Annotated in this window: 13 protein-coding genes and 1 pseudogene; 7 read left to right on the top strand and 7 right to left on the bottom strand. The window is 37.6% G+C overall.

Annotation, left to right across the window (positions count from 1 at the left end; translation table 11 throughout):
* Nucleotides 1–77: 77 nt before the first annotated feature.
* Nucleotides 78–692: pseudogene (locus tag A3GQ_RS24990) on the top strand (SDR family NAD(P)-dependent oxidoreductase).
* 94 nt (nt 693–786) lie between these two features.
* Here the strand turns inward: A3GQ_RS24990 and A3GQ_RS0118950 are convergent.
* The 3 genes from A3GQ_RS0118950 to A3GQ_RS0118940 all read right to left on the bottom strand — a co-directional run bounded on the left by A3GQ_RS0118950 (nt 787) and on the right by A3GQ_RS0118940 (nt 5,389).
* Nucleotides 787–1,545 carry a sporulation protein gene (locus A3GQ_RS0118950; protein ID WP_028778407.1) on the bottom strand — a complete coding sequence of 253 codons (759 nt, stop codon included), beginning with the start codon at nt 1,543–1,545 and terminating at the stop codon, nt 787–789.
* A 12-nt stretch (nt 1,546–1,557) separates the two neighbouring features.
* Nucleotides 1,558–2,301, bottom strand: a complete 744-nt coding sequence (locus A3GQ_RS0118945) for a sporulation protein (RefSeq protein WP_028778406.1) — start codon at nt 2,299–2,301, stop codon at nt 1,558–1,560.
* A gap of 109 nt (nt 2,302–2,410) precedes the next feature.
* Nucleotides 2,411–5,389 (bottom strand): protein kinase family protein, encoded by a 2,979-nt coding sequence (locus A3GQ_RS0118940; protein WP_028778405.1) that lies wholly within the window; start codon nt 5,387–5,389, stop codon nt 2,411–2,413.
* An 811-nt stretch (nt 5,390–6,200) separates the two neighbouring features.
* Between A3GQ_RS0118940 and A3GQ_RS0118935 the strand changes: the two genes are divergently transcribed.
* A complete protein-coding gene (locus A3GQ_RS0118935; protein ID WP_028778404.1) occupies nt 6,201–7,844 on the top strand; it encodes an MFS transporter in 1,644 nt (547 codons plus the stop codon).
* Nucleotides 7,845–8,264: 420 nt separating this feature from the next.
* A complete protein-coding gene (locus A3GQ_RS0118930) occupies nt 8,265–9,554 on the top strand; it encodes a glutamate-1-semialdehyde 2,1-aminomutase (protein WP_028778403.1) in 1,290 nt (429 codons plus the stop codon).
* Nucleotides 9,555–9,647: 93 nt separating this feature from the next.
* Here the strand turns inward: A3GQ_RS0118930 and A3GQ_RS25850 are convergent, their stop codons facing one another.
* From A3GQ_RS25850 to A3GQ_RS0118915, 3 genes are read right to left on the bottom strand one after another with little or no spacing between them, the layout of a single operon-like run.
* On the bottom strand, nt 9,648–10,370 hold the full coding sequence (locus tag A3GQ_RS25850; RefSeq protein WP_051272095.1) for a thioesterase II family protein: 723 nt from the start codon (nt 10,368–10,370) through the stop codon (nt 9,648–9,650).
* A gap of 26 nt (nt 10,371–10,396) precedes the next feature.
* On the bottom strand, nt 10,397–13,549 hold the full coding sequence (locus A3GQ_RS24985; protein WP_083964322.1) for a type I polyketide synthase: 3,153 nt from the start codon (nt 13,547–13,549) through the stop codon (nt 10,397–10,399).
* Nucleotides 13,527–15,254, bottom strand: a complete 1,728-nt coding sequence (locus A3GQ_RS0118915) for a fatty acyl-AMP ligase (protein WP_028778402.1) — start codon at nt 15,252–15,254, stop codon at nt 13,527–13,529. The genes A3GQ_RS24985 and A3GQ_RS0118915 overlap by 23 nt, the downstream gene beginning before the upstream one ends.
* Nucleotides 15,255–15,590: 336 nt before the next feature.
* On the opposite strand from A3GQ_RS0118915, the gene A3GQ_RS0118910 reads away from it, so the two are divergent.
* From A3GQ_RS0118910 to A3GQ_RS0118895, 4 genes are all read left to right on the top strand, one after another.
* Nucleotides 15,591–16,115 carry a DUF6557 family protein gene (locus tag A3GQ_RS0118910; RefSeq protein WP_028778401.1) on the top strand — a complete coding sequence of 175 codons (525 nt, stop codon included), beginning with the start codon at nt 15,591–15,593 and terminating at the stop codon, nt 16,113–16,115.
* A 27-nt stretch (nt 16,116–16,142) separates the two neighbouring features.
* Nucleotides 16,143–16,736 carry a hypothetical protein gene (locus tag A3GQ_RS0118905; protein ID WP_028778400.1) on the top strand — a complete coding sequence of 198 codons (594 nt, stop codon included), beginning with the start codon at nt 16,143–16,145 and terminating at the stop codon, nt 16,734–16,736.
* Between the two features lie 11 nt (nt 16,737–16,747).
* A complete protein-coding gene (locus tag A3GQ_RS0118900) occupies nt 16,748–17,053 on the top strand; it encodes a hypothetical protein (RefSeq protein ID WP_028778399.1) in 306 nt (101 codons plus the stop codon).
* A 668-nt stretch (nt 17,054–17,721) separates the two neighbouring features.
* The gene (locus A3GQ_RS0118895) at nt 17,722–18,903 is read left to right on the top strand and encodes an MFS transporter (RefSeq protein WP_028778398.1); all 1,182 of its coding nucleotides are present in this window, start codon (nt 17,722–17,724) and stop codon (nt 18,901–18,903) included.
* Between the two features lie 167 nt (nt 18,904–19,070).
* Here the strand turns inward: A3GQ_RS0118895 and A3GQ_RS0118890 are convergent, their stop codons facing one another.
* On the bottom strand, nt 19,071–19,565 hold the full coding sequence (locus A3GQ_RS0118890; protein WP_425423391.1) for a DUF420 domain-containing protein: 495 nt from the start codon (nt 19,563–19,565) through the stop codon (nt 19,071–19,073).
* Nucleotides 19,566–19,634 lie beyond the last annotated feature (69 nt).

Genomic DNA, 19,634 nt, shown 5'->3' with positions numbered 1-19,634 from the left:
GTACAAATAGTTTTCATTTTAATAAAATATAAATATATTTACAATTTGTAAAAGTTAGTATTTGAAAATCCAATAGAATGGTAAAAGGTATAAACGATAATGGTCATAATGCAATTGGGCTGAAGCAAGACGTGCGTTTGGAAGAGGATTGGAAAACTGCCATTCAAATAGCAATCGACACATATGATCGGCTTGATGTCCTCATTAACAATGCAGGTATTTCTTTGTTTCTTTCCCTGACAGAAACATCACTTGATATTTGGAACAAAGTGATGGATAGTAATGCCACTGGAACATTCCTTGGTATGAAATATGCAATCCCTGAAATGCAGAAAAGAGGTGGAGGTTCGATTGTTAATATCTCTTCTGTAACTGGTATAACGGGAGATGGATTCGCAGTATATAATACATCGAAAGGTGCAATTCGAGCACTCTCAAAAAATGCAGCAGTTAGCTATGCAACTGATAAAATTCGTGTAAATTCAGTTCATCCAGGTATGATGGTCACACCTTTAACTCAGCCTATTTTAGATACAGAAGAAGGAAGATAAGAATTTGAATCAAAAACACTTCTTCCTTACTTAGGAAACCCTATAGATGTTGCCTATGGTGTACTTTATTTAGCATCGGACGAATCTAAATTTGTCACAGGTACAGAACTAATCATTGATGGTGGTTTATTAGCAAAATAACTTTTGAAGCAATATCAGTCAGGGATTAATCAAAATTTCATTTTAAAAGGACACCCACTATAGGTGTCCTTTGTTTGGTATATCTTCTTTTTAACTATATATTTTTTAAAATCTCTTTTTTAATACGATCTGCAAGGAAATTTTTCCCTTGATGAATATCTTCTAATTGAACAATAAAGCGCCCTAATCTCTCATCTAATTGAAAAGCTTCCTCCATCGAACTAAAGAGATCATCTCCTTTTTTATCCAAATGCATGATTACTTCTACTTCGTTTTGGTGTGCAAAAAAGACAAAAGCAGCACTATCTAAGTTAAACTCAGCTCCATTTGTTGGTACACAGTGATACATCTGTACAAAAGGATGACGGGAAAAATGATGTTCAAAATCAAAAGTGACTTTGGATAAACGAAAATTATTGCTTTCGATAGCTTCTAAAATAATATCGATAAAGGGATGAGGAAGTACTTCAATACCATCTACATCTTGGGGATCACGAGCAAGTTTGATATCCAGACCAGTACGAAGATAAATAGGTGCGCCAGAAGTAGAAACAGGACAATCATAAGGCAATTGAAAATCAAATGTAAATTGCCTTTCTTCATTCGGGCCTATCGTAAATGGTTCTGTAATTAATACTTTTTCAACCATATACTCCGATAAGTTCCCTTCTAGTTCATACTGTACGTTTAAAAATAAGTATATTTCATCTACAAATTGTTCTGCTTGACCACCAAAAACGTATACTTTCCCTTTTACAATTTCTCCTTGCATATAGGTAGATTTCTCTAATCTCGTATCCACCTTCGCTGAGCCAACTCCAAATGTAGTTAGCGATTTACGAAAAAAATTCATGGCTCTTGATCCCTACTTTCTTTTTAAAAGTGATCGTAGTCTTTCAAATGGATTTCCTTCTGCTGAAGTACCATTGATTCGAAAAGTATTTTCTGGATCACGATGATCCCACTCGAAAGTACTTTGCAATGCTTGTTCAGCTCTTAAAATTTCCATTTCCATTTTAAAGGAAGTTGCCGAATGTGTGAATACCATGGAATACTCATCAATCACACCATGGTTGCTCCCCACAGGACGAAATACAAAAACTTGCATGAATGGAAGACCAATCTTTGGTTTCTTGATTAGTTCCAAATTCTCTATTTTATAAAGAATAAAACCTGCATCTTCGATTACTTTCAAAATATGTTGAACCAATTTTGCTGGTAGAAGAGTAATTCGATCTTCATCCTTTGGATCAACGGCAAACTTAGCATCTAAAACCGTTCGAATATAAGTAGGAAAATGACCAGTCGACATTGGTAAAGTTTCCGGTAAAGTTAGTTGAAAAGGAATTCGTTTCACTTCATGTTCAGCTATTTGAATTGGTCCCGATATCCGAAATACTTCTGACAAATATGATTTGTTTTTATAACTTCCTTCCTCACGGTATTGTAGCATGAGGTGTAATTCTATTTGATCAAATTGCTGAGAGCCAATCCCACCAATAATCATTACCTCTCCACTAGCAACATCACCTGGTGCATATTGATCTCTTTCTAAATGTGTATCTACTTTTGCTGCACCTATTCCAACACTAGATATCCAATTAAACATGAAGAATGCATCCTTTCATAATGAGTAACAGCCTTAAGACATGTCTCATTAGGTTATCGGATAAAGCCTAAAAGTAATTTTACCAAAAAAATAGGAGGCAGTTGGCCTCCTATTTCTTCTTTTTGAATAATTGTAAATACTGCTCGAACTGCTTAGCCAGTGTTGCATGTTCCGTTGTATCCTTCACTACTGGTACTTTTGGTTTTTTTGCTACAGCTGGTGCCTGTGTATTTTGCTCTTGGGGTTCTTCTTCTGTTTTCTCTTGATTCTTAGCAATAGCATCCGTATTGTTGTTTTTATTTGTATTAGCTGTTGGTTGGTTATTTTTGATTGGTTCTTCTATCGTTTTTTTCTTTTGAGGTTTTGGAATGGTTACTTCTTGTTGCTCCATCTCCAATAGTTCTCGTTCCATCTGTTGAAGCTCTATTTCTCTTTTACGTCTTTCTTCATCCATAGAATTCACAGGTGTGGATGTATGAACTTCATCCGTAGTAGCAACATCTGTTGAAACACCTGTTTCTTGAGTAGATAAATCCTCTGTTCCATCCGTTTTTTTCTTTTTTCTCCGTCTTCTTCGACGACGTTTTTTCTTCGGTGCTTCTTCACCAGATGCTGCTTCTTGAGACTCGTCTGTATCATCGCCCGAAACTTCTTCATCTGATTCATCCATGTCTTCTGATTCAACAGGCTTTGGTGTGATCGTAGTTACTTCCGATGAAATATCTACTTCTACTGGTTTGACGAACACAGCTTCTGCTGGTTGTTCTTGTCCTTTCGATTTTGGTTCATCTTTCTTGGAAACGGTTTTTTCTTCTTTTGTTTCGACTAATGCCTCTGGCTCTTTAACCGGCAAAACCTCTGCAAATACATGATCAATCTCATCGTTTTCTTCTTTCGTAACGGGTTCGGTTTCTACAAATACTGGTTCTTCCACTGGATCAGATATTTTGGGAGGTGTCTCAAAAGATTTATCATTTGAATCAACAATGGTGGTCGTTTCTATTGGTTCTTCCCAAAGTGGCACAGCTTCTTCTTCCATGCTTTTTTCTGTATCTTCTGTTACTTGGTTTGTCATTATTTCAGCTTCGATTTGGTTTGTTACATTGTCAACAGTTATGCTTTCAGCCTCTACCTGTTCCCATTCCGTTGTAAGTGCAGCTAATTGCGCTTTTGTTCTTGCTTGGTATTCTTCTTCTTGTTGCTTTAACAAAACAGTTTTTCGCTGTTCATATTCTGCTAGTAATTGTGCAAGCAAAGCTTCTTGTCGTTCTTGAAATGCTTTTTCTTCCTGCTCTAAAACAAGTTTTTGTTTGGCTTCAAACTGTTTTCTTGCTTCGGCTAGTTTTGCTTTCCTGCGTTCTTCCATTTGTTTCCGTTCTTTGGCAAGTTGAGCCTCTTTTTCCAATCTAGCAAGTTCTTCCCGTTTCTTCTTTAACAGTTCTTGCTGTTGCAGTTCTAGCTTTTTTCGTTGCTCTTCCAGCAATCGTTTTTGCTCTTCTTCCAACTTTTTACGATGCTGTTCAATAAGTTCTTGCTCGCGACGTTCATATTCTTCGCGCATCTTTTTTAAACGTTCTTGTTGTTCTTGTTCTAGTTCTTCTTGCTGCTTGTTCAGCTTCAAAACAAAAGATTGAGTTAAATCTTGACCCTCAAGCTGGGCAAGTGCTGGAGAAACTTTAACCGTTGTTTGATTTACAGCTGGACGTGTTTTTCTTTTTTTCTCTTTACCATCCTTTTCCTCGGGTTCCACTTTTTCTTTGCTTGTTTCTTCTTGTTCCGCTTTCACTTCTGCTGGTTTTTCTTCTAGTATTATTTCATCTAAAATATCTTCTTCGATCAGGGGCTCTACTGTTTTAATAATGGATTCAGAAACTGTTTCTACATTAGACGAAACTATTTTCTCTGATGACTCATGTGGCTGAAACACCACTCGCTCTTCTTTCTTGCTAAAAAGAGCTGGTGAATCCTTTGCTCCCACAAGAGGTTCTTCCTCTAAAAATTCCTCTTGCTTCCTTTCCCAATCACTAGCAGGTAATTCTGTTTGTTCTTCAACAGGAATCTCGATCAATTCAATTTCTTGATCATCATCTTTAAATACTGTAGTCACAGAAGATTCCGATTGATCATTCTGAAAGGTATTTTCAGTTGTATGTTGTTCTTTTCTATCATCTTCCTTCACCAAGCTACCCCTTTCTTGAATGGCTACATGATGTTGATCTGCATCATTATTTTCCAGTTCGTCCGTAACAGAAACAGTCGAATAAGATGTGCTCCCTTGATTGTTACTAGATTCCGAAATTTGATCTGTCCTATAGATCGGTCTGCTTCCAGTGACTGTGTACATATCTTGTTTATTATGGTTCGCATTTGGGATAAGGAGTTGGGCATTCTCCTCCTTTTTTTCTCCCCAAAGTTTGCTCAAGATACCTCCACTCGTATTTTTACTCTCAAAAATCTCTACTTGCTCCAATACAGCTGGAACACCATACTCTTTAAAAGATTTTTGGATAAGTCGAGACATGGGTCTGGATACTTTGAAATTCCGAGGCAATTTTAAAATGGGTCCGTCTAAAAATTGTCCCGATAACATGCTGTAAATAAAAGTTCCCCAATCCAACTTAGATTCATATACCATAATTTGTTCCAAGCCACAGAAAAAGACTTTCAAATTATTTTGGCTGTCAACACCTACGTTTCTCAAGTCCAAAAGCAGATACATGGCCATCGGTTTAGAACGAAGAACAGCCTCCACATGTAAAAGTTCCCGAGTCCATTTTACAACTTGTTCTTCGGACAATTCTTGAGAAGTAATAATTTCGCGTAGTGGTCGTATTTCTACGTATGGTCGAATAAATACTAACATATTTGGTTCATCGAAAACGTCTAAATATGGGATCACTTGTGGCAATTTTAAATTTCGGTACTGTGTAATTGCTCGTAGTGGAGCTTGTCTATTTAAACTTGCGGATTGTAAGTAATATCGATTTTCTTCATATACTGCAATCGCCAGTTCACCTTGAAAGAAGGGAACAACGCTCTCAATTAAATATCTTTGTCGATAAACATCGCCAACTTTAAAGAAAGCCATGCTACAACCTCCTCCTTCACCAGCAAAATTTGTAAAATAATAAGAGAAAATGAGTGAATAGTTTTAGGATATCATAAGAACGGATGCTTTCACAATACACAGAAAGAACTACATAATCCCCAAAATAAAGTGGAATCGATTTCTTATGATGAATTTTAATAAATTTGTAATCATTTACATTATTTGTAGTTTTCGATCTGGATTAATGTAGTATTAATGTTTGATCCATCTGACCTGCCTGTTCCGCTTCGGCAGCTACATATAACCATTTCTCTACAAATGAACAAAAAGAAAAAACTGCTGAATACACAGCAGTTTTGGTGTGGACTATCCTCTATATACCATCTTCATATTGGCAAATGTAATCGTTCGCATTATTGCAAAAAAATCATTTGTTTCCCAAACTATTCCTCAAATACCCTCGCATTCATTCTGCGAAATCTTATTGACCTCCTAGAAATATTCAATAACAACTTTATTCTACCATAAATAAATAGAGATGAATATTTATTTCGAAAATATTCAATATTAATTTAGGTGAAAATAGAGCATGAATCATAATATTTATTCTTCATTTACTTCAAAATCCATTTTGGATACTACCCTTTTCTCTTACTATTTTTTCTACCAAGAACTACTGCTGAAAACGTAGAAATAACTTATTTCTCCTATTTCCTCCTGTCCTCTTCATAACTCTTCTGTGTTACTGAAACCACTATCTCTCAAATCAAAACGGAATTTTCTTTTTTTATGGCAGAAATTTTAGTAAAATATTTATAGATCTTTTCCATCACCAATCAAAGGAACTTCCATGCATTGGTTGAGACTAGTACCCCTTATGGTCGGCCAGATGATTATCATTGTCACGATCAATGACCTTATTGGTCAAGCCTTGCATATTTTGCTCGATGAGCAAGGCATGTCAGTGGGGTTGATTATGTCTAGTTTCTTGTTCACTTGCTTGATCTGTGGACTCCTCTTCGGAAGGGTAACGGATCGGTATGGTGCGAAGAAGCTAGTACTCATTTTCCTCCCTATCCTTACTGGAATGATTGCTCTGTATCCCCTAGCTCATACTACTAGAGAATATATGATCGTTCGAATCTTGATCGCGATCGTATTTTCGCTGGTAGTAAATGCTTTTACTGTCTTGATGCGGACAAGCCTTCCTTCGGATCCCAAGTTTCAAGCACAAATCCACGGTTACAGAGCAGCAAGTACCTATGTGGGATCAGGAATTGCTATGTTCTTTGGACTCCAGATCGCGGACAAGCCTTTTCTGCTTTGGTTCACTGCAATTGGAATTGGGGCTGTATCTGTCCTCTTGGTATTTGGGGGGATTGCTCTTGTCAGCGACATGGAGATGACCTTGAGGGAAAGAGTCGTAACGCTGATTAAAAGAGCGTTTCTCACTTTTTCTAATGGTACAAAAAGGCTAATCGAAAGAGATTCCTTTTTTATCACCCTTCCTGTAGTCGGCATCTCTGCTTGCTACTTGGCGTTCCTTACCTACTTTTCTCTCTATGTAGGAAAGGAATCAGCAGGTCTGATCCTCTTCACTTCGACCGTAGCGAATGGCATCGCCTCTATCACCGTAATTCCGAAGGTAGTGGTCAGTAGAAGCTATCGCAGTGTCATGGGATGGAGTATCCTAATCCTGATCGGAAGCCTGATCTTGATCCGGATTGGCAGACCTTTCTGGCTCCTTTTGGTAGCTGGAATGATGATCGGGATTGTTATGGCTGCAAGTAGCCTCAGCCTTTCCGAAGAGATCAACAAGCAAGTACAACGAAGGCAGCTTGGTGCTGGATATGCAACCTCAGGTTTCCTTAGGGGACTTGGTGCAGTCATCGGTACCATTTACGCTGGTGTGATGTGGGGTATCTTGAGAGCCAATATGTGGGTCTCCCTCATCCCCTTGCTGGTGATCTCAGCATTTCTTCTCTACTGGATTGAATCGAAAACTCACAAAAAAGAACTTTCAACCATTCAACAGCAAAGGGACCTGTTCCGACTGAAGTATCAAGCTGCTTTTGAAGTAACAAAATTTGAGAGAGGAAGTTCCTCTGACCAGAAATACCTGAAGGAAATTCAACACCTCAAGCAACAACTCGCTGATGACCCAAAAGAGTCTAATCCTGACCCTGAAGTTCTCGTGCATGAGACAAAAAATATTGCACTTGCACTTTGCCTCCTAGAAGTTGTAGGAAGTACAGGGAACTGTACAGGGAGATATACTCGCCTCAAAGAGATGATCTGTCAACTTCGCAGGAGGCTAACAGATCTCTTGGAACAAATCGATCGGGAAAATATTCAAAACCGTATGGATTTGGGAACCTGGTGGAACCCAGAGACCAGTGTACAGGAGTATCAGACAAAGCTAGAGTACTCCAATCTGGTTTTCTGGTCTTCCAGAACATTCAATTCATTTGGTCCAAAATCCAAGATTTTGTAGCAATACCTAACAGCTGTACAAATCTTGGAAGTGTTGGAAGACCCTTCACAACAAGAAATCCTCGAACTTGAGAGGTCTAGGATGGTCTACGAAGCTGGATTTTTTACACCCAATCCAGTTAGTGTAGGCAATCCAATCTAGCTCCTAACAGAGCAACGACTGACTGGATCTGTCTTCAAACAGATCCAGTCAGTCGTTTAAAGGCATTTCTTTTATTCTTCTTTATCATACACTCCTCTCTGTCTTATTATTTATTCCTATATGAATCTTATAGAGTTACTTCTTAAGGCTGGTATGGACCATTATCTCAGAAGTTCCTTGAAGTACCTAGATTTAAGAACACATGTAACTTCATTACCATATAGTAGAGGTCATTTTTAAAACTAAGGTATAATATCGGTTGTAGAAAGGGGATTTAGAATGAAAACAACAACATCACAGACACTCTACCAAGATGCACTAGACGTAATTGTAGGAGGCGTAAACAGCCCTTCTCGCTCTTTTCGTGCAGTCGGTGGAGATTACCCTATTTTTATGAAGAAAGCAAAAGGTGCATATTTTTGGGATGAAGACGGTAACCAATATATCGATTACTTAGCAGCTTTCGGCCCTGTTATTCTCGGACATGCTCATCCTACCGTGACAAATGCGATTCAAGAAGTAGCTGAACAAGGCATTCTTTATGGTACTCCAACCGAAAAAGAAGTCCAATTTGCTCACATGATTCGAAATGCGATTCCTTCAATGGAACAAATTCGTTTTGTAAATAGTGGTACAGAGGCTGTCATGACAACGATACGATTAGCTCGAGCGTACACAGGAAGAGATAAAATAATCAAATTTGCTGGCTGTTATCATGGACATTCTGATCTCGTACTTGTAGCCGCTGGATCAGGTCCTTCTACACTAGGAATCCCTGATAGTGCAGGAATTCCAGCTAGTATAGCAGGGGAAGTAATCACGGTTCCATTTAATGATCCAGATGCACTAGCACAAGCATTGGAACACTGGGGTGACCAAGTTGCTGGAGTATTAGTAGAGCCATTAGTTGGTAACTTTGGAATTGTAGCTCCTGAGCCATCTTTCTTAGAACAGGTAAACAAGCTCACACATGAAGCTGGGGCACTTGTCATATATGACGAAGTAATCACAGCATTTCGTTTTCATTTTGGTGGTGTACAAACTTTATATAAAGTAGAACCAGATCTAACTGCATTGGGGAAAATTATCGGAGGAGGTCTGCCGATCGGAGCTTATGGCGGGAAGAGAAAAATCATGGAAAAGGTCGCACCAATGGGACCAATGTACCAAGCTGGAACAATGGCTGGCAATCCACTTTCCATCTCTGCTGGCATAGCTTGTCTTTCCGAATTATCCAAAGCAGGAACGTACGATCGTTTAACCGAAATGGGTAAACAATTGGAAGCAGGCATATGGGATGCTGCCAAAAAATATAACATTACGATACAAGTAAACCGGCAAGGTGGAGCATTAACGGTTTATTTTTGCGATGAGCCAGTTATCGATTACGAAGGAGCACAAAAATCAGACAGTAAACTTTTCGGCCGATTTTTCCAGCTTATGTTGGAGCAGGGGATCTATCTAGCTCCATCTAAGTACGAAGCTTGGTTTTTAACCACTGCACACAGCAACGAAGATATACAGAAAACAATTGATTCTGTACATAATTCTTTTGGTCGTTTAGTTTAAATAAGAAAATTGTTTTAAGTAATAACATTCTTTTAAAAAATAGAACAATAAATCTAGAAAGTGCTTGGAATACCCAAGCACTTTACTGTTTGTTTAAGCATAACGAGTTTGATTGTTACTATCGATTTGCTCTTGAATAGAACGGTAAAATGTCGCACGGAAAGCATCATGATTTTCATGTAAAAAGAAGTGATTTCCTTTAAATATATGATAACAAAATTGTTTTGGGTTTATTTCCTCCCATCTGATCAAAGCTGACTGAGGAACAATATCTTTGTCCCCGCCATACACAGTTAAAGGACAATCTAATGATTGAATTGTTTGCTGATAGGATTCTGTTAATAGGAAATCGTTACGCAAAATAGGCAGAAGATAGCTCATCAGATCTGGATCATCAAAAAATTCTTTTGGCATGCCACCTAATTTATATATCGCTTGAAGAAAATCCTTATCTGATTGGTTTGATATTCTCGGTCTTGTTACATGAGGTGGAAATGCCCCAACGATATACAAACGATTTGGCCTAGCATCCAAGTGTACTAATTGTCTGACTGTTTCCAAAGCAATCGAAGCACCCATACTATGTCCTAAAAAAAATACAGGTTCATCAAAAAAGGGTAAAATATGCGGTATAACCGCTGTAGCAAGCGCTTCTGCATGAGGAATGAGCTCTTCTCGGTATCGGGTACCATGTCCAGGTAAAGCTATCGATACCAATTCAAGCGTAGAACCTAACCAATTCGACCAAGATTGAAATACATGAGGATTGCCTCCTGCATGATGAAAACAAATCAGTCTTCCTTGACGTTTGTGCATAGGAGGAAATCGATGATACCACAGAACTATCCCTCCCTTTCTGGAAGCATCTGAATAAGTTCTTCTACGGAACAACCTTGCAAAATAGGAACAATAGAAATTTGCACTGCTAAATCTTTTTCCACTCTACTTTTTAATCGCATTGCCATAATGGAATCCAATCCTAAATGAATAATCGGTTTATTCATAGGAATGTGCTCAGGTGGAATTTTTAGAGCCAAACTGATCAGATCTATCATATACCCATCTATATTTTTGGATTTATTATTCCATTCTATGCTCACATCAGATACCACCTCTTCTTTTCCTTTCCCTGATGAGTCTATCCAATACCTTTGATGATTCCATGAGTACGTAGGTAAAGATACTTCTGTATTATCCTCCCCCATCACAGCATTCCAATCAAATAAAATTCCACTACAATACAATGCAGCAAGGGAAGACAAGAGCTGTACATAGCTATTTTGATCTCTTTCTAACGAAGAAAGAACCTTGATTTCTGTTTGTAATAAAAAAGAGCATTCCATCAATGGTGTTTCTAATATTGGGTGTGGTGATATTTCTAAAAAGAGCTTTTTGTCATTTAAAACCAACTGGGATATCGCTTGCTGGAATTGAACAGGAAGACAAATATTATCACACCAATATTTTGCATCTAGCATTTTACCATCAAGATAATCGCCCGTGACTGTTGAAATAAAAGGGATAGAGGTTTCTTTTGGTTGTAAAAAACGTAAGTGTTGAGCTAACTCTTCTCTAATTTCATTCATATAAAAACTATGAGATGGATAGGAAGTGGACGCAACAAATTTTGCATATATCCCTTGCTCTTCCAATTTCCCTTTTATATCTTCGAGGATTGAGGTCTCTCCCGATAAAACATGGCTAGTTGGGCTATTATACACTGCAATTGCTACACGTTGATTCACTTGGTTACATAGTTGTTCGGCTGTTTCTCGATTGGTTTGTATAACCAACAGTTGCCCTTTGTCTATCAATTTTTCTGCACATTGACTGCGATAGATCACAACAGCAATAGCTTCTGGTAAAGTCAATGCTTCTGCTAAGTAAGCAGCAGCCACTTCTCCAAGACTATGTCCGATGATAGCGGATGGCTGAATTCCCCATGATATCCATAACTTCGCAAGTGCTACTTGCACGGAAAAGTAGAGGATTTGTTGTTCCATAATCGATAACGTTGTATCAGCTGTTAGCTTTGTCATTTTATCGGCTAATGACCACGGTATATCATCAGGTAACTCCTTATCGATGGCTAGGATCGCTTTTCGAAAAGCAGATTCATTCTCAAATAATTCTTTACTAATGGACCATTTCGGTCCTTGACCTGAACATACAAAAACCACTTCGTTTTGATGAATATCTCCTGATAAAAACAGTTGCTCTTTTCGCTCGTTTTTTTCCATTGAAGCTAGTAAATCCAAAGCTTCTTCTTTTCCTTTGGCAATGATCATCAATCGCTCCTCATGATGATCTCTTTTGTTCCATGCACTTGTTGCAAAACTAGCAAGGGAAACGGACGAATCTCGCTCGATATAATGTTTGTACTGTTTTACTTGATTTAGCAAAGATTTTTTGCTTTTTGCAGATACAGGCAGTAATACATAGTCATGATCTTTTCTTCCTACTTTTCTGTGCCTTGTAGGTGAAGGTGCTTCTCCTAATATGACATGAGCGTTTGTACCGCCAAACCCAAATGAACTCACGCCTAAATAAGCATGTTGGGGAATATCCATGACTTTCTTAACTACTTCTAAGTTGTACTTATCTGCTGGTATTTGAGGATTCCATTGTTGAAAATGTAAGTTTGGTGGAATAGATTTATGGTAGAGCGATAGAGCCGTTTTAATTAACCCTGCCACTCCTGCTGCTGCCTCAAGATGACCTATATTTGTTTTTACTGATCCAAGGTATAAGGGATTGCTTCTTTCCTGTGCATATACTTCTGCTAATGCTCTGACTTCAATTGGATCTCCAAGGGGTGTTCCTGTTCCATGAGCTTCTACATAGAAAATATCAGAGGGTTGTATACCAGCTATGCGTGTTGTTCCTTGCAACAAGGCTTTTTGCGCATGGACATTAGGAGCTGTTAACCCGTTGCTCTTCCCATCTTGGTTTACCGAAGAACCATGTATGACAGCGTAAACCTTATCCCCATCTGCCCGTGCTTGAGACAGAGGTTTTAATACGACTACACCTGCACCCTCTCCTCGCACATATCCATCTGCTAAAGCATCAAATGTCTTGCATTTACCATCAGAAGCCAAAATTCCGCCTGCTGCAAAACGAATGGAATTACTTGGTCTTAAAAGCAAATGGACACCACCGACAAACGCCAACGATGATTGACCATTTCGTATACTTTGACAAGCCAAATCCAGCGCAACCAGAGAAGAGGAGCAGGCTGTATCAATTGCCATGCTTGGTCCATACCAATCCATAAAGTAAGAGATACGATTGGCTACAATACTAAATGAATTTCCCGTCAAATAGTAAAAATCGTTTTCTTTCTCTAATAAACTAGCATACTCCGAAGCCGATACTCCCATAAATACAGCAGTATCTGTTCCTTTTAACTGTTCCATCCTCAATCCTGCATCTTCCATTGCTTCCCATGTTACTTCTAAAAGCAGCCTCTGTTGGGGATCCATCATCTCCGCCTCTCTTGGTGAAATACCAAAAAATGCAGGATCAAATTGATCTACTTGTGATAAAAAGCCACCATAACGAATATGGGCTATCTCTTTTGGAGTAGATGCCCATCTAGCTTCAGGAACAACTGAAATTTGATCTTTTCCTTGTATAAGCAATTCCCAAAACTGTTCAGGAGAGTTTGCTCCTGGAAACTGACATCCTATCCCTATCAAAGCTATTGGCTCATTTGCCTGGAAGTTTGATGAAACCATTCGATCATCGACTTTTTCTTCAACAAGATAAGTGGCAAGCGCCTCAATCGTTGGGAAATCCCAAAGAATGGTATGGGCTAAATCACGATCTAAAAGCTCTTCCAAATCCCCAGAAATCATCACATTTTCCTTCGAACCCAAGCCGTAATGTTCCAAAGGTTCATCAATCTTAATTTCATCAGGAGAAAGATATAGACTATCCGCGACACGACTTCTTAACCACTGTATTAATTTATCTTTTGTCATGTTTGCCATCCTCTAGCCTCTCTAACTGGCCTTTCAGATAGGCTTTCTTGATTGCTTGTCGCTGAATCTTTCCACTTGATGTTTTTAAGATGGTACCCCTTTTTATAAAAACAATTTCAAAAACAGGGATATCATAGGCTTGGGAAATGGAAGTTCGAATGACATTTTTCAGCATTTGGGGAGCATCTACTTCTTTTTTTAACAGTCGATTTTCAAGTTCTGATACAATGATTAATCGTTCTCCCCTTTCATCATCAATGGAAAATGCAGCAATTGCGTTTTTTCGAATACCATCATGTGCTTGCTCAATTTCCCATTCCATATCAGATGGAGCAAAATTGCGTCCATTGATAATTATCAAATCCTTGAGTCGAGCGTTAATATATAATTCTCCATCCCAATAAAATCCTTGATCACCCGATCGTAGATATGGTCCTTCTCCAGTGTCTTTTCTATATGCTCCAAATGCTTGTTTTGTAGCTTCTTCATTTTGCCAATAACCTAGGGAAACACAAGGACCACGCATCCACACTTCTCCCACACGCCCATCTGGAAGCTGCAAATGTGTATCTGGATCTACAATGATAACATCATGCCCATAAACACTTTGTCCATTTCCAACCAGCTCCCTTGCATTAGGAGAGGTAGGTTCTACTACTTTCGCTTCTCCTTCTTCTAACAATGTTGCATCGAAATGCTGAAAAACAGGTTTCTTTTTCCAATCCCCCCCTGAAACCATTAGCGTCATCTCCGCAATGCCGTAGCCTGGGTATAGTGTCTCCGCTTTTAATCCTACTGGAGCAAAATACGTAGCAAATTTTCGTAAAGTAGCAGGTCTTATTGGCTCAGAGCCATTGACCGCCACACGCCAATGGGAGAGATCTAACTGATCTCGTTTTTCTTCCTTTATCTTATCCACGCAAAGATCAAAACCAAAATTTGGGGATATCGATATTTCTGCTTGATTATCAGATAATGCCTGCAACCAACGTATCGGACGTTGTACAAAATGAAAGGGAGTCATCATGATAGCTTCCGTTCCTGCTAAGATTGGTGTCAATATTGTCCCAATCAGTCCCATATCATGATATGGGGGAAGCCAGCTAACCATTTTCGCTTGTTCATGAATACTCCAACGTTCTATCATTCGATAACCATTTTCGATTAAGTGGGAGTGATTTAGGATCACGCCTTTCGGATTTCCAGTTGATCCTGAGGTATATTGGAGAAAAGCGATATCTTCTGCTTTCCAATCCAATGTCTGTATTGCGGTGAGTTGTTGAGGTATCTCTTCTATTAAAATCCAATTTAATTCTGGAGTATCTTCTTTTATCCAATCTTTCAGTTTATCATAGATTTTTCTACTTGTTATTGCATACTTTGCTTTTGCATCTAGAATGACACTTAGCAATCTCCCATATTGTTTTTTCATATTAGGTGGATATGCAGGGACTGCAATTGCTTTGGCATATAGGCAACCTAAAAAAGACAGGATATAGTTCATACTAGGTTCTAAGAGAATAAGTACTCTTTCTCCTGTAGCACCACCCTGTGCCAAATGAGTTCCTATTGAACTCATCTTCTGCTCTAATTCTCGAAAGGTAAGTCGTGAATCACCACCACCAATATCTTTTAAAAATGTGAAAATCGTTCGATTGGGGTGAATGGCTGCCTGCTCTTGTATCAATTCTATCCACGTTTTTAACTTACCCATGTATCGAAAACATACCTCCTCAAAAATATAGATTGATTTTATACTCTAGTATGTATCTGCTTGATTGTATAGAAGAAGTAGCAAATATGGTAGAAAAAGAGAGGACAGATTGGAGTTTTTGATCATATCGTAGAAAGAATTATTTTTCAGAATTAATATTATGTTATTTATATTATAAATTATTATAATAATGCATTCAACTTCATTCGAATAAAATAAAAAAAGTGTATCTGCGGTAGCATATTATCGGATATCTGTCTTTCTTTCACCAAAAAACACATAATAGTTATGCTATTATGTATAGGTTATACTAATTTTATAAGGGGGTTTTCTCACGTGTACGTTGTTTTAGGCACAATGAGCCTTGTTATCTTTTTACTATTCTTATCGATCATATCGAAAAAGCCAACTAACCAACCCAAAGATGATGACATCCCTACACCTTCTATACCTGTTCTACTAACTGATTGCATCTCCGAAATGAATTGGAGTGAAGTTGAAAATGAATTCATTCGTTTGCAGTTAGAGAAACAACGTGACTTGATCAATCTAAAAAAAGCATATGAAGAAATCATTCAACTATCACCTCACAAATCAATAAAAAAATCATTCCGTTTATATTTTCATATCAATGAAGAGAGCGGATTTATTGACGTTTTTGCTAAAGAAGATGGTGATTTTTATACCGAATATATGATTGATCATGAAGATTGGTGTAACCTATTAACATACCAAATTTCCGATAAAAGTTTACGCAAGTATCCAAAACCAACACTTGTCTGTGCTACACTTTTTATGATGACAACTGTAGGCTATTCATCAGAGGAAATCCTCCTAAAGAAACAAGCCCATACAGGTTAGAATACTGTTTTGTATGGAGGAATGAAAATGAAGTATTTTCGTCATTTATTCTTTATCTTTGCTGTATTTTTCCTTTATAAGTGTATCGACAAGTTTATCATGCAGGCTTTATGGAACATAATCCAGCAAAAGTATGTTATTCCATCTGGTATTATTTATACCATTGATTCTTATGTTCCAATGATTATCTCCTTCATCTTGGCAATAAGTCTAAGTGGATGGTTTTTTTCCATTTTTAAATGGGAACTAGCCTTCTTTGATTTTCTAAAACCAAATGAAAAATCCTTACAATTAGACACAAACCAAATTTTTTTAGAGCATAGTAAAATAAACATCAAAGATCCATCCATGGGAAAACAGTACGTTGTTCAATTAACGGAAGAAGAATTAATTAGTTTTTGGAGCACCCTTGAGGAATTAGACAACAATCTAGAAGAAACAGTATCGTTCGATTTCATTTCCTCTGAACATCATCGACTAACCGTCCATTTAATTGGTGGAGAAAGCAAGAAACTCAAAAGATGGGGACAGAACTTTATCTTTCTATTATTTCTATTTGGTACTTTGATAGGAGTTTACTTGGTAATTACTGAAATTTGGAGTCACATGACTTTTGCATAAAGAGGAGAAACATGGTCAAATCAAAAATAATCCAATCGAATAAACACATTACCCTACACCTCAGCAAAGATGATTTAGCATATACGTTACAAGAATTAGAAAAACTCCATGAAGAAGGCGGACAATTTAGCCTTCGTTTGCAACAAGAGCAAGACGCATTTATCCTTTTTCAAAAAGTAAAAATTGATAATGATAACCACACAGAGATCCTCTATTCCGCTACAAAGGATAGTATTTGGTCATCTGTAATATTTCTTACGCTTTGTCTCTTCTGTTTTATCTCTGTACTGTATGGAGTATTAACCTTTATATCGTAGCTTAATTAGCATAAGACAAACATTCGTTTTATTCGGTCTGGATGCTTGTCTTATGCTAATCGACTATGGAGAAATCATAATAGAAACTAAAACAACCGTAATGATTGCAAACTCACATCAATTTTATAGATTGGTTACATACAAAAACTTGTTTGACTTGTCAAAAATATGTATCCCTTTCCACCAAACGCCCATTCTTGGCACAGAATGATAAACTCAGATGGATTCAACTGATTAGTGTAATTATTTACATAATCAATCTATACCAAAACAGCTCTCCATACTCATTGGAGAGCTGTTCGTCTTTACATGAAGATATACCAACTGTTAATACAACTGATCCACGTATTACATAAATGAATAACAGCGAATGCCTGAAATACTAATAATCTAGTATTTTAAAAAATGTTGACTTCCAACCTCAGCACATGTTATTATGCTTTTGTACTAAAAAACTAGTACATTAAATAATTGGAATGAGAGGCCTTCTATATGACACACCATACTGATGCCATAGCACGGAAAGAACCCTAGTCATTATTATCTTTCAAACTACTAAAAATCACGAATAAAGCATTGTTATCATTTTCGTTCATATTACTTATTGGTTGTCTTCAAGTCATCTGTAACAAGAGATTCTAAAATAAAAATATTAGGAGAAAAAAGAGATGAAACACAAAACATTAATCATTTATATTCTTGCATTTGGAGTTTTTGGGATTATCAATACGGAAATGGGTGTTATAGGAATTTTGCCGCAAATTGCGGAACAATTCAACATTAGTGCATCCCAGGCTGGATTACTTGTTAGTCTTTTTGCATTAGCGGTGGCGGTTGCAGGGCCCATTATGCCTTTATTATTCTCAGGAATAAACCGCAAGACAGCGATGCTTTTGGTCATTGGCATTTTTGTCATCACCAATGTGATTTCCGTTTTTGCCACTGATTTTACAATACTCTTAATCGCAAGAATCATACCTGCCTTCCTGCATCCAGTTTTTTTCGCAGTGGCTTTTGTAGCAGCTGCTAATACTGTCAGCAAAGAACAAGTCGCAAAAGTAAATGCTAAGGTATTTATGGGCGTTACTGCAGGGATGGTAATCGGTACACCTATCACCTCTTTTATTGCTGATGTGGTTTCGCTTGAAGGATCGATGTGGTTTTTTGCCATCGTTAATGCCATTGCCTTTCTAGCTATTCTTATCTATGTTCCATCCATGCCAGTAAAAGAAAGACTTTCTTACGGAGAACAACTAAGTATCCTGAAAAAACCATTGGTATGGCTTAGTATTGTGACCGTAGTTTTGATTAACTCAGCGATGTATGCAGTCTATAGTTTTTTTGCCGAATACCTAGATGCAGTCACTCATATGACAGGAAAACAAATCAGCCTCATGTTAGTTCTGTTTGGTATAACTGGTATTATTGGAAATTTGTTGGCTGGCAGATCACTAAGTAACAAGGCAATTCCAACAGCGCTTGTCTATCCATTTATTTTTGGAGCTATTTACTTGCTTGTTTACTTCTTGGGGAATTTCCCAGTCCCAATGATGATTTTGATCGCAGTTTGGGGTGTTCTTTTCACCTTAGGGCTCAACATCTCCCAATACTGGATTACTTCTGCTGCACCTGAAGCACCTGACTTTGCAAATGGTTTGTTTGTAGCTTTTGCAAATTTAGGTATTACAGTAGGAACGTTTATTGGTGGTATGTTTATCTCAAATTTAGGGACACAGTATGTAGTTTGGTCTGGCATACTATTCCTTGTTCTCAGTTTTTTAACGATCGCAATGAGAGCATCCATATATCATTCGACAAATATGAAATCAAAACTAAATAAAGTAGCGTAACCGCTCCATAAAATTCATAGAATAAATTTACAAATATCTTCTCTTGAAAAAGAAAGATAATTGTATTTAAAGAGTGTCCAGTAGGTCAAATTCTTTAACAAACTTTAAAAAAATCAAAAAACACGCCCTAATTAGGACGTGTTCCATTAAGCAAAAAAAATTTAAATTCAATAATACGGAGAGATCATAATATAAACCAGTACACCAGTTAAACTAACATATAGCCAAATAGGCATCGTCCATCGAGCTATTTTTCTGTGTCTATCTAATTTACCTTGCAATCCAAATACAGCGGTAAACAAAGCGATCAAAACTGTTGGTACTGCTAATACAATGTGCGAAATAAGAATAAAGAAATAAACATACTTTAATGGCCCTTCTCCACCATACGAAGTACCTTCTGCATTGATATGATAAAAGACATAGGTAACTAGAAAGAGCATGGTAGATGTAAATGCTGCATAAATAAACCGTCGATGCAAAACAACATTACGCTTCAAAATAAAATAAAGAGCAACTAGTAAAAAGAGAAAGGTAAAACTATTAAATATCGCATTCATCATTGGCAAAAAAGTAAGGTCAAGGTGGTTAAACCCTTGATACTTTGGCAAAAAGAAAATCAAGACAATCGCAAGGTTCAATACGATTGTAATGGTTACAATCCAAGGGGTGAGGTTTTTATCCTTGGAGATCAGCGATTGGTTTTCTTCCGAACTCACATTAATCACTCC

Source organism: Shimazuella kribbensis DSM 45090 (assembly GCF_000428065.1).
Lineage (GTDB): Bacteria > Bacillota > Bacilli > Thermoactinomycetales > Thermoactinomycetaceae > Shimazuella > Shimazuella kribbensis.
Note: the sequence above shows the minus strand (reverse complement) of the source record. Positions and strands in the feature narration are given on the sequence as shown.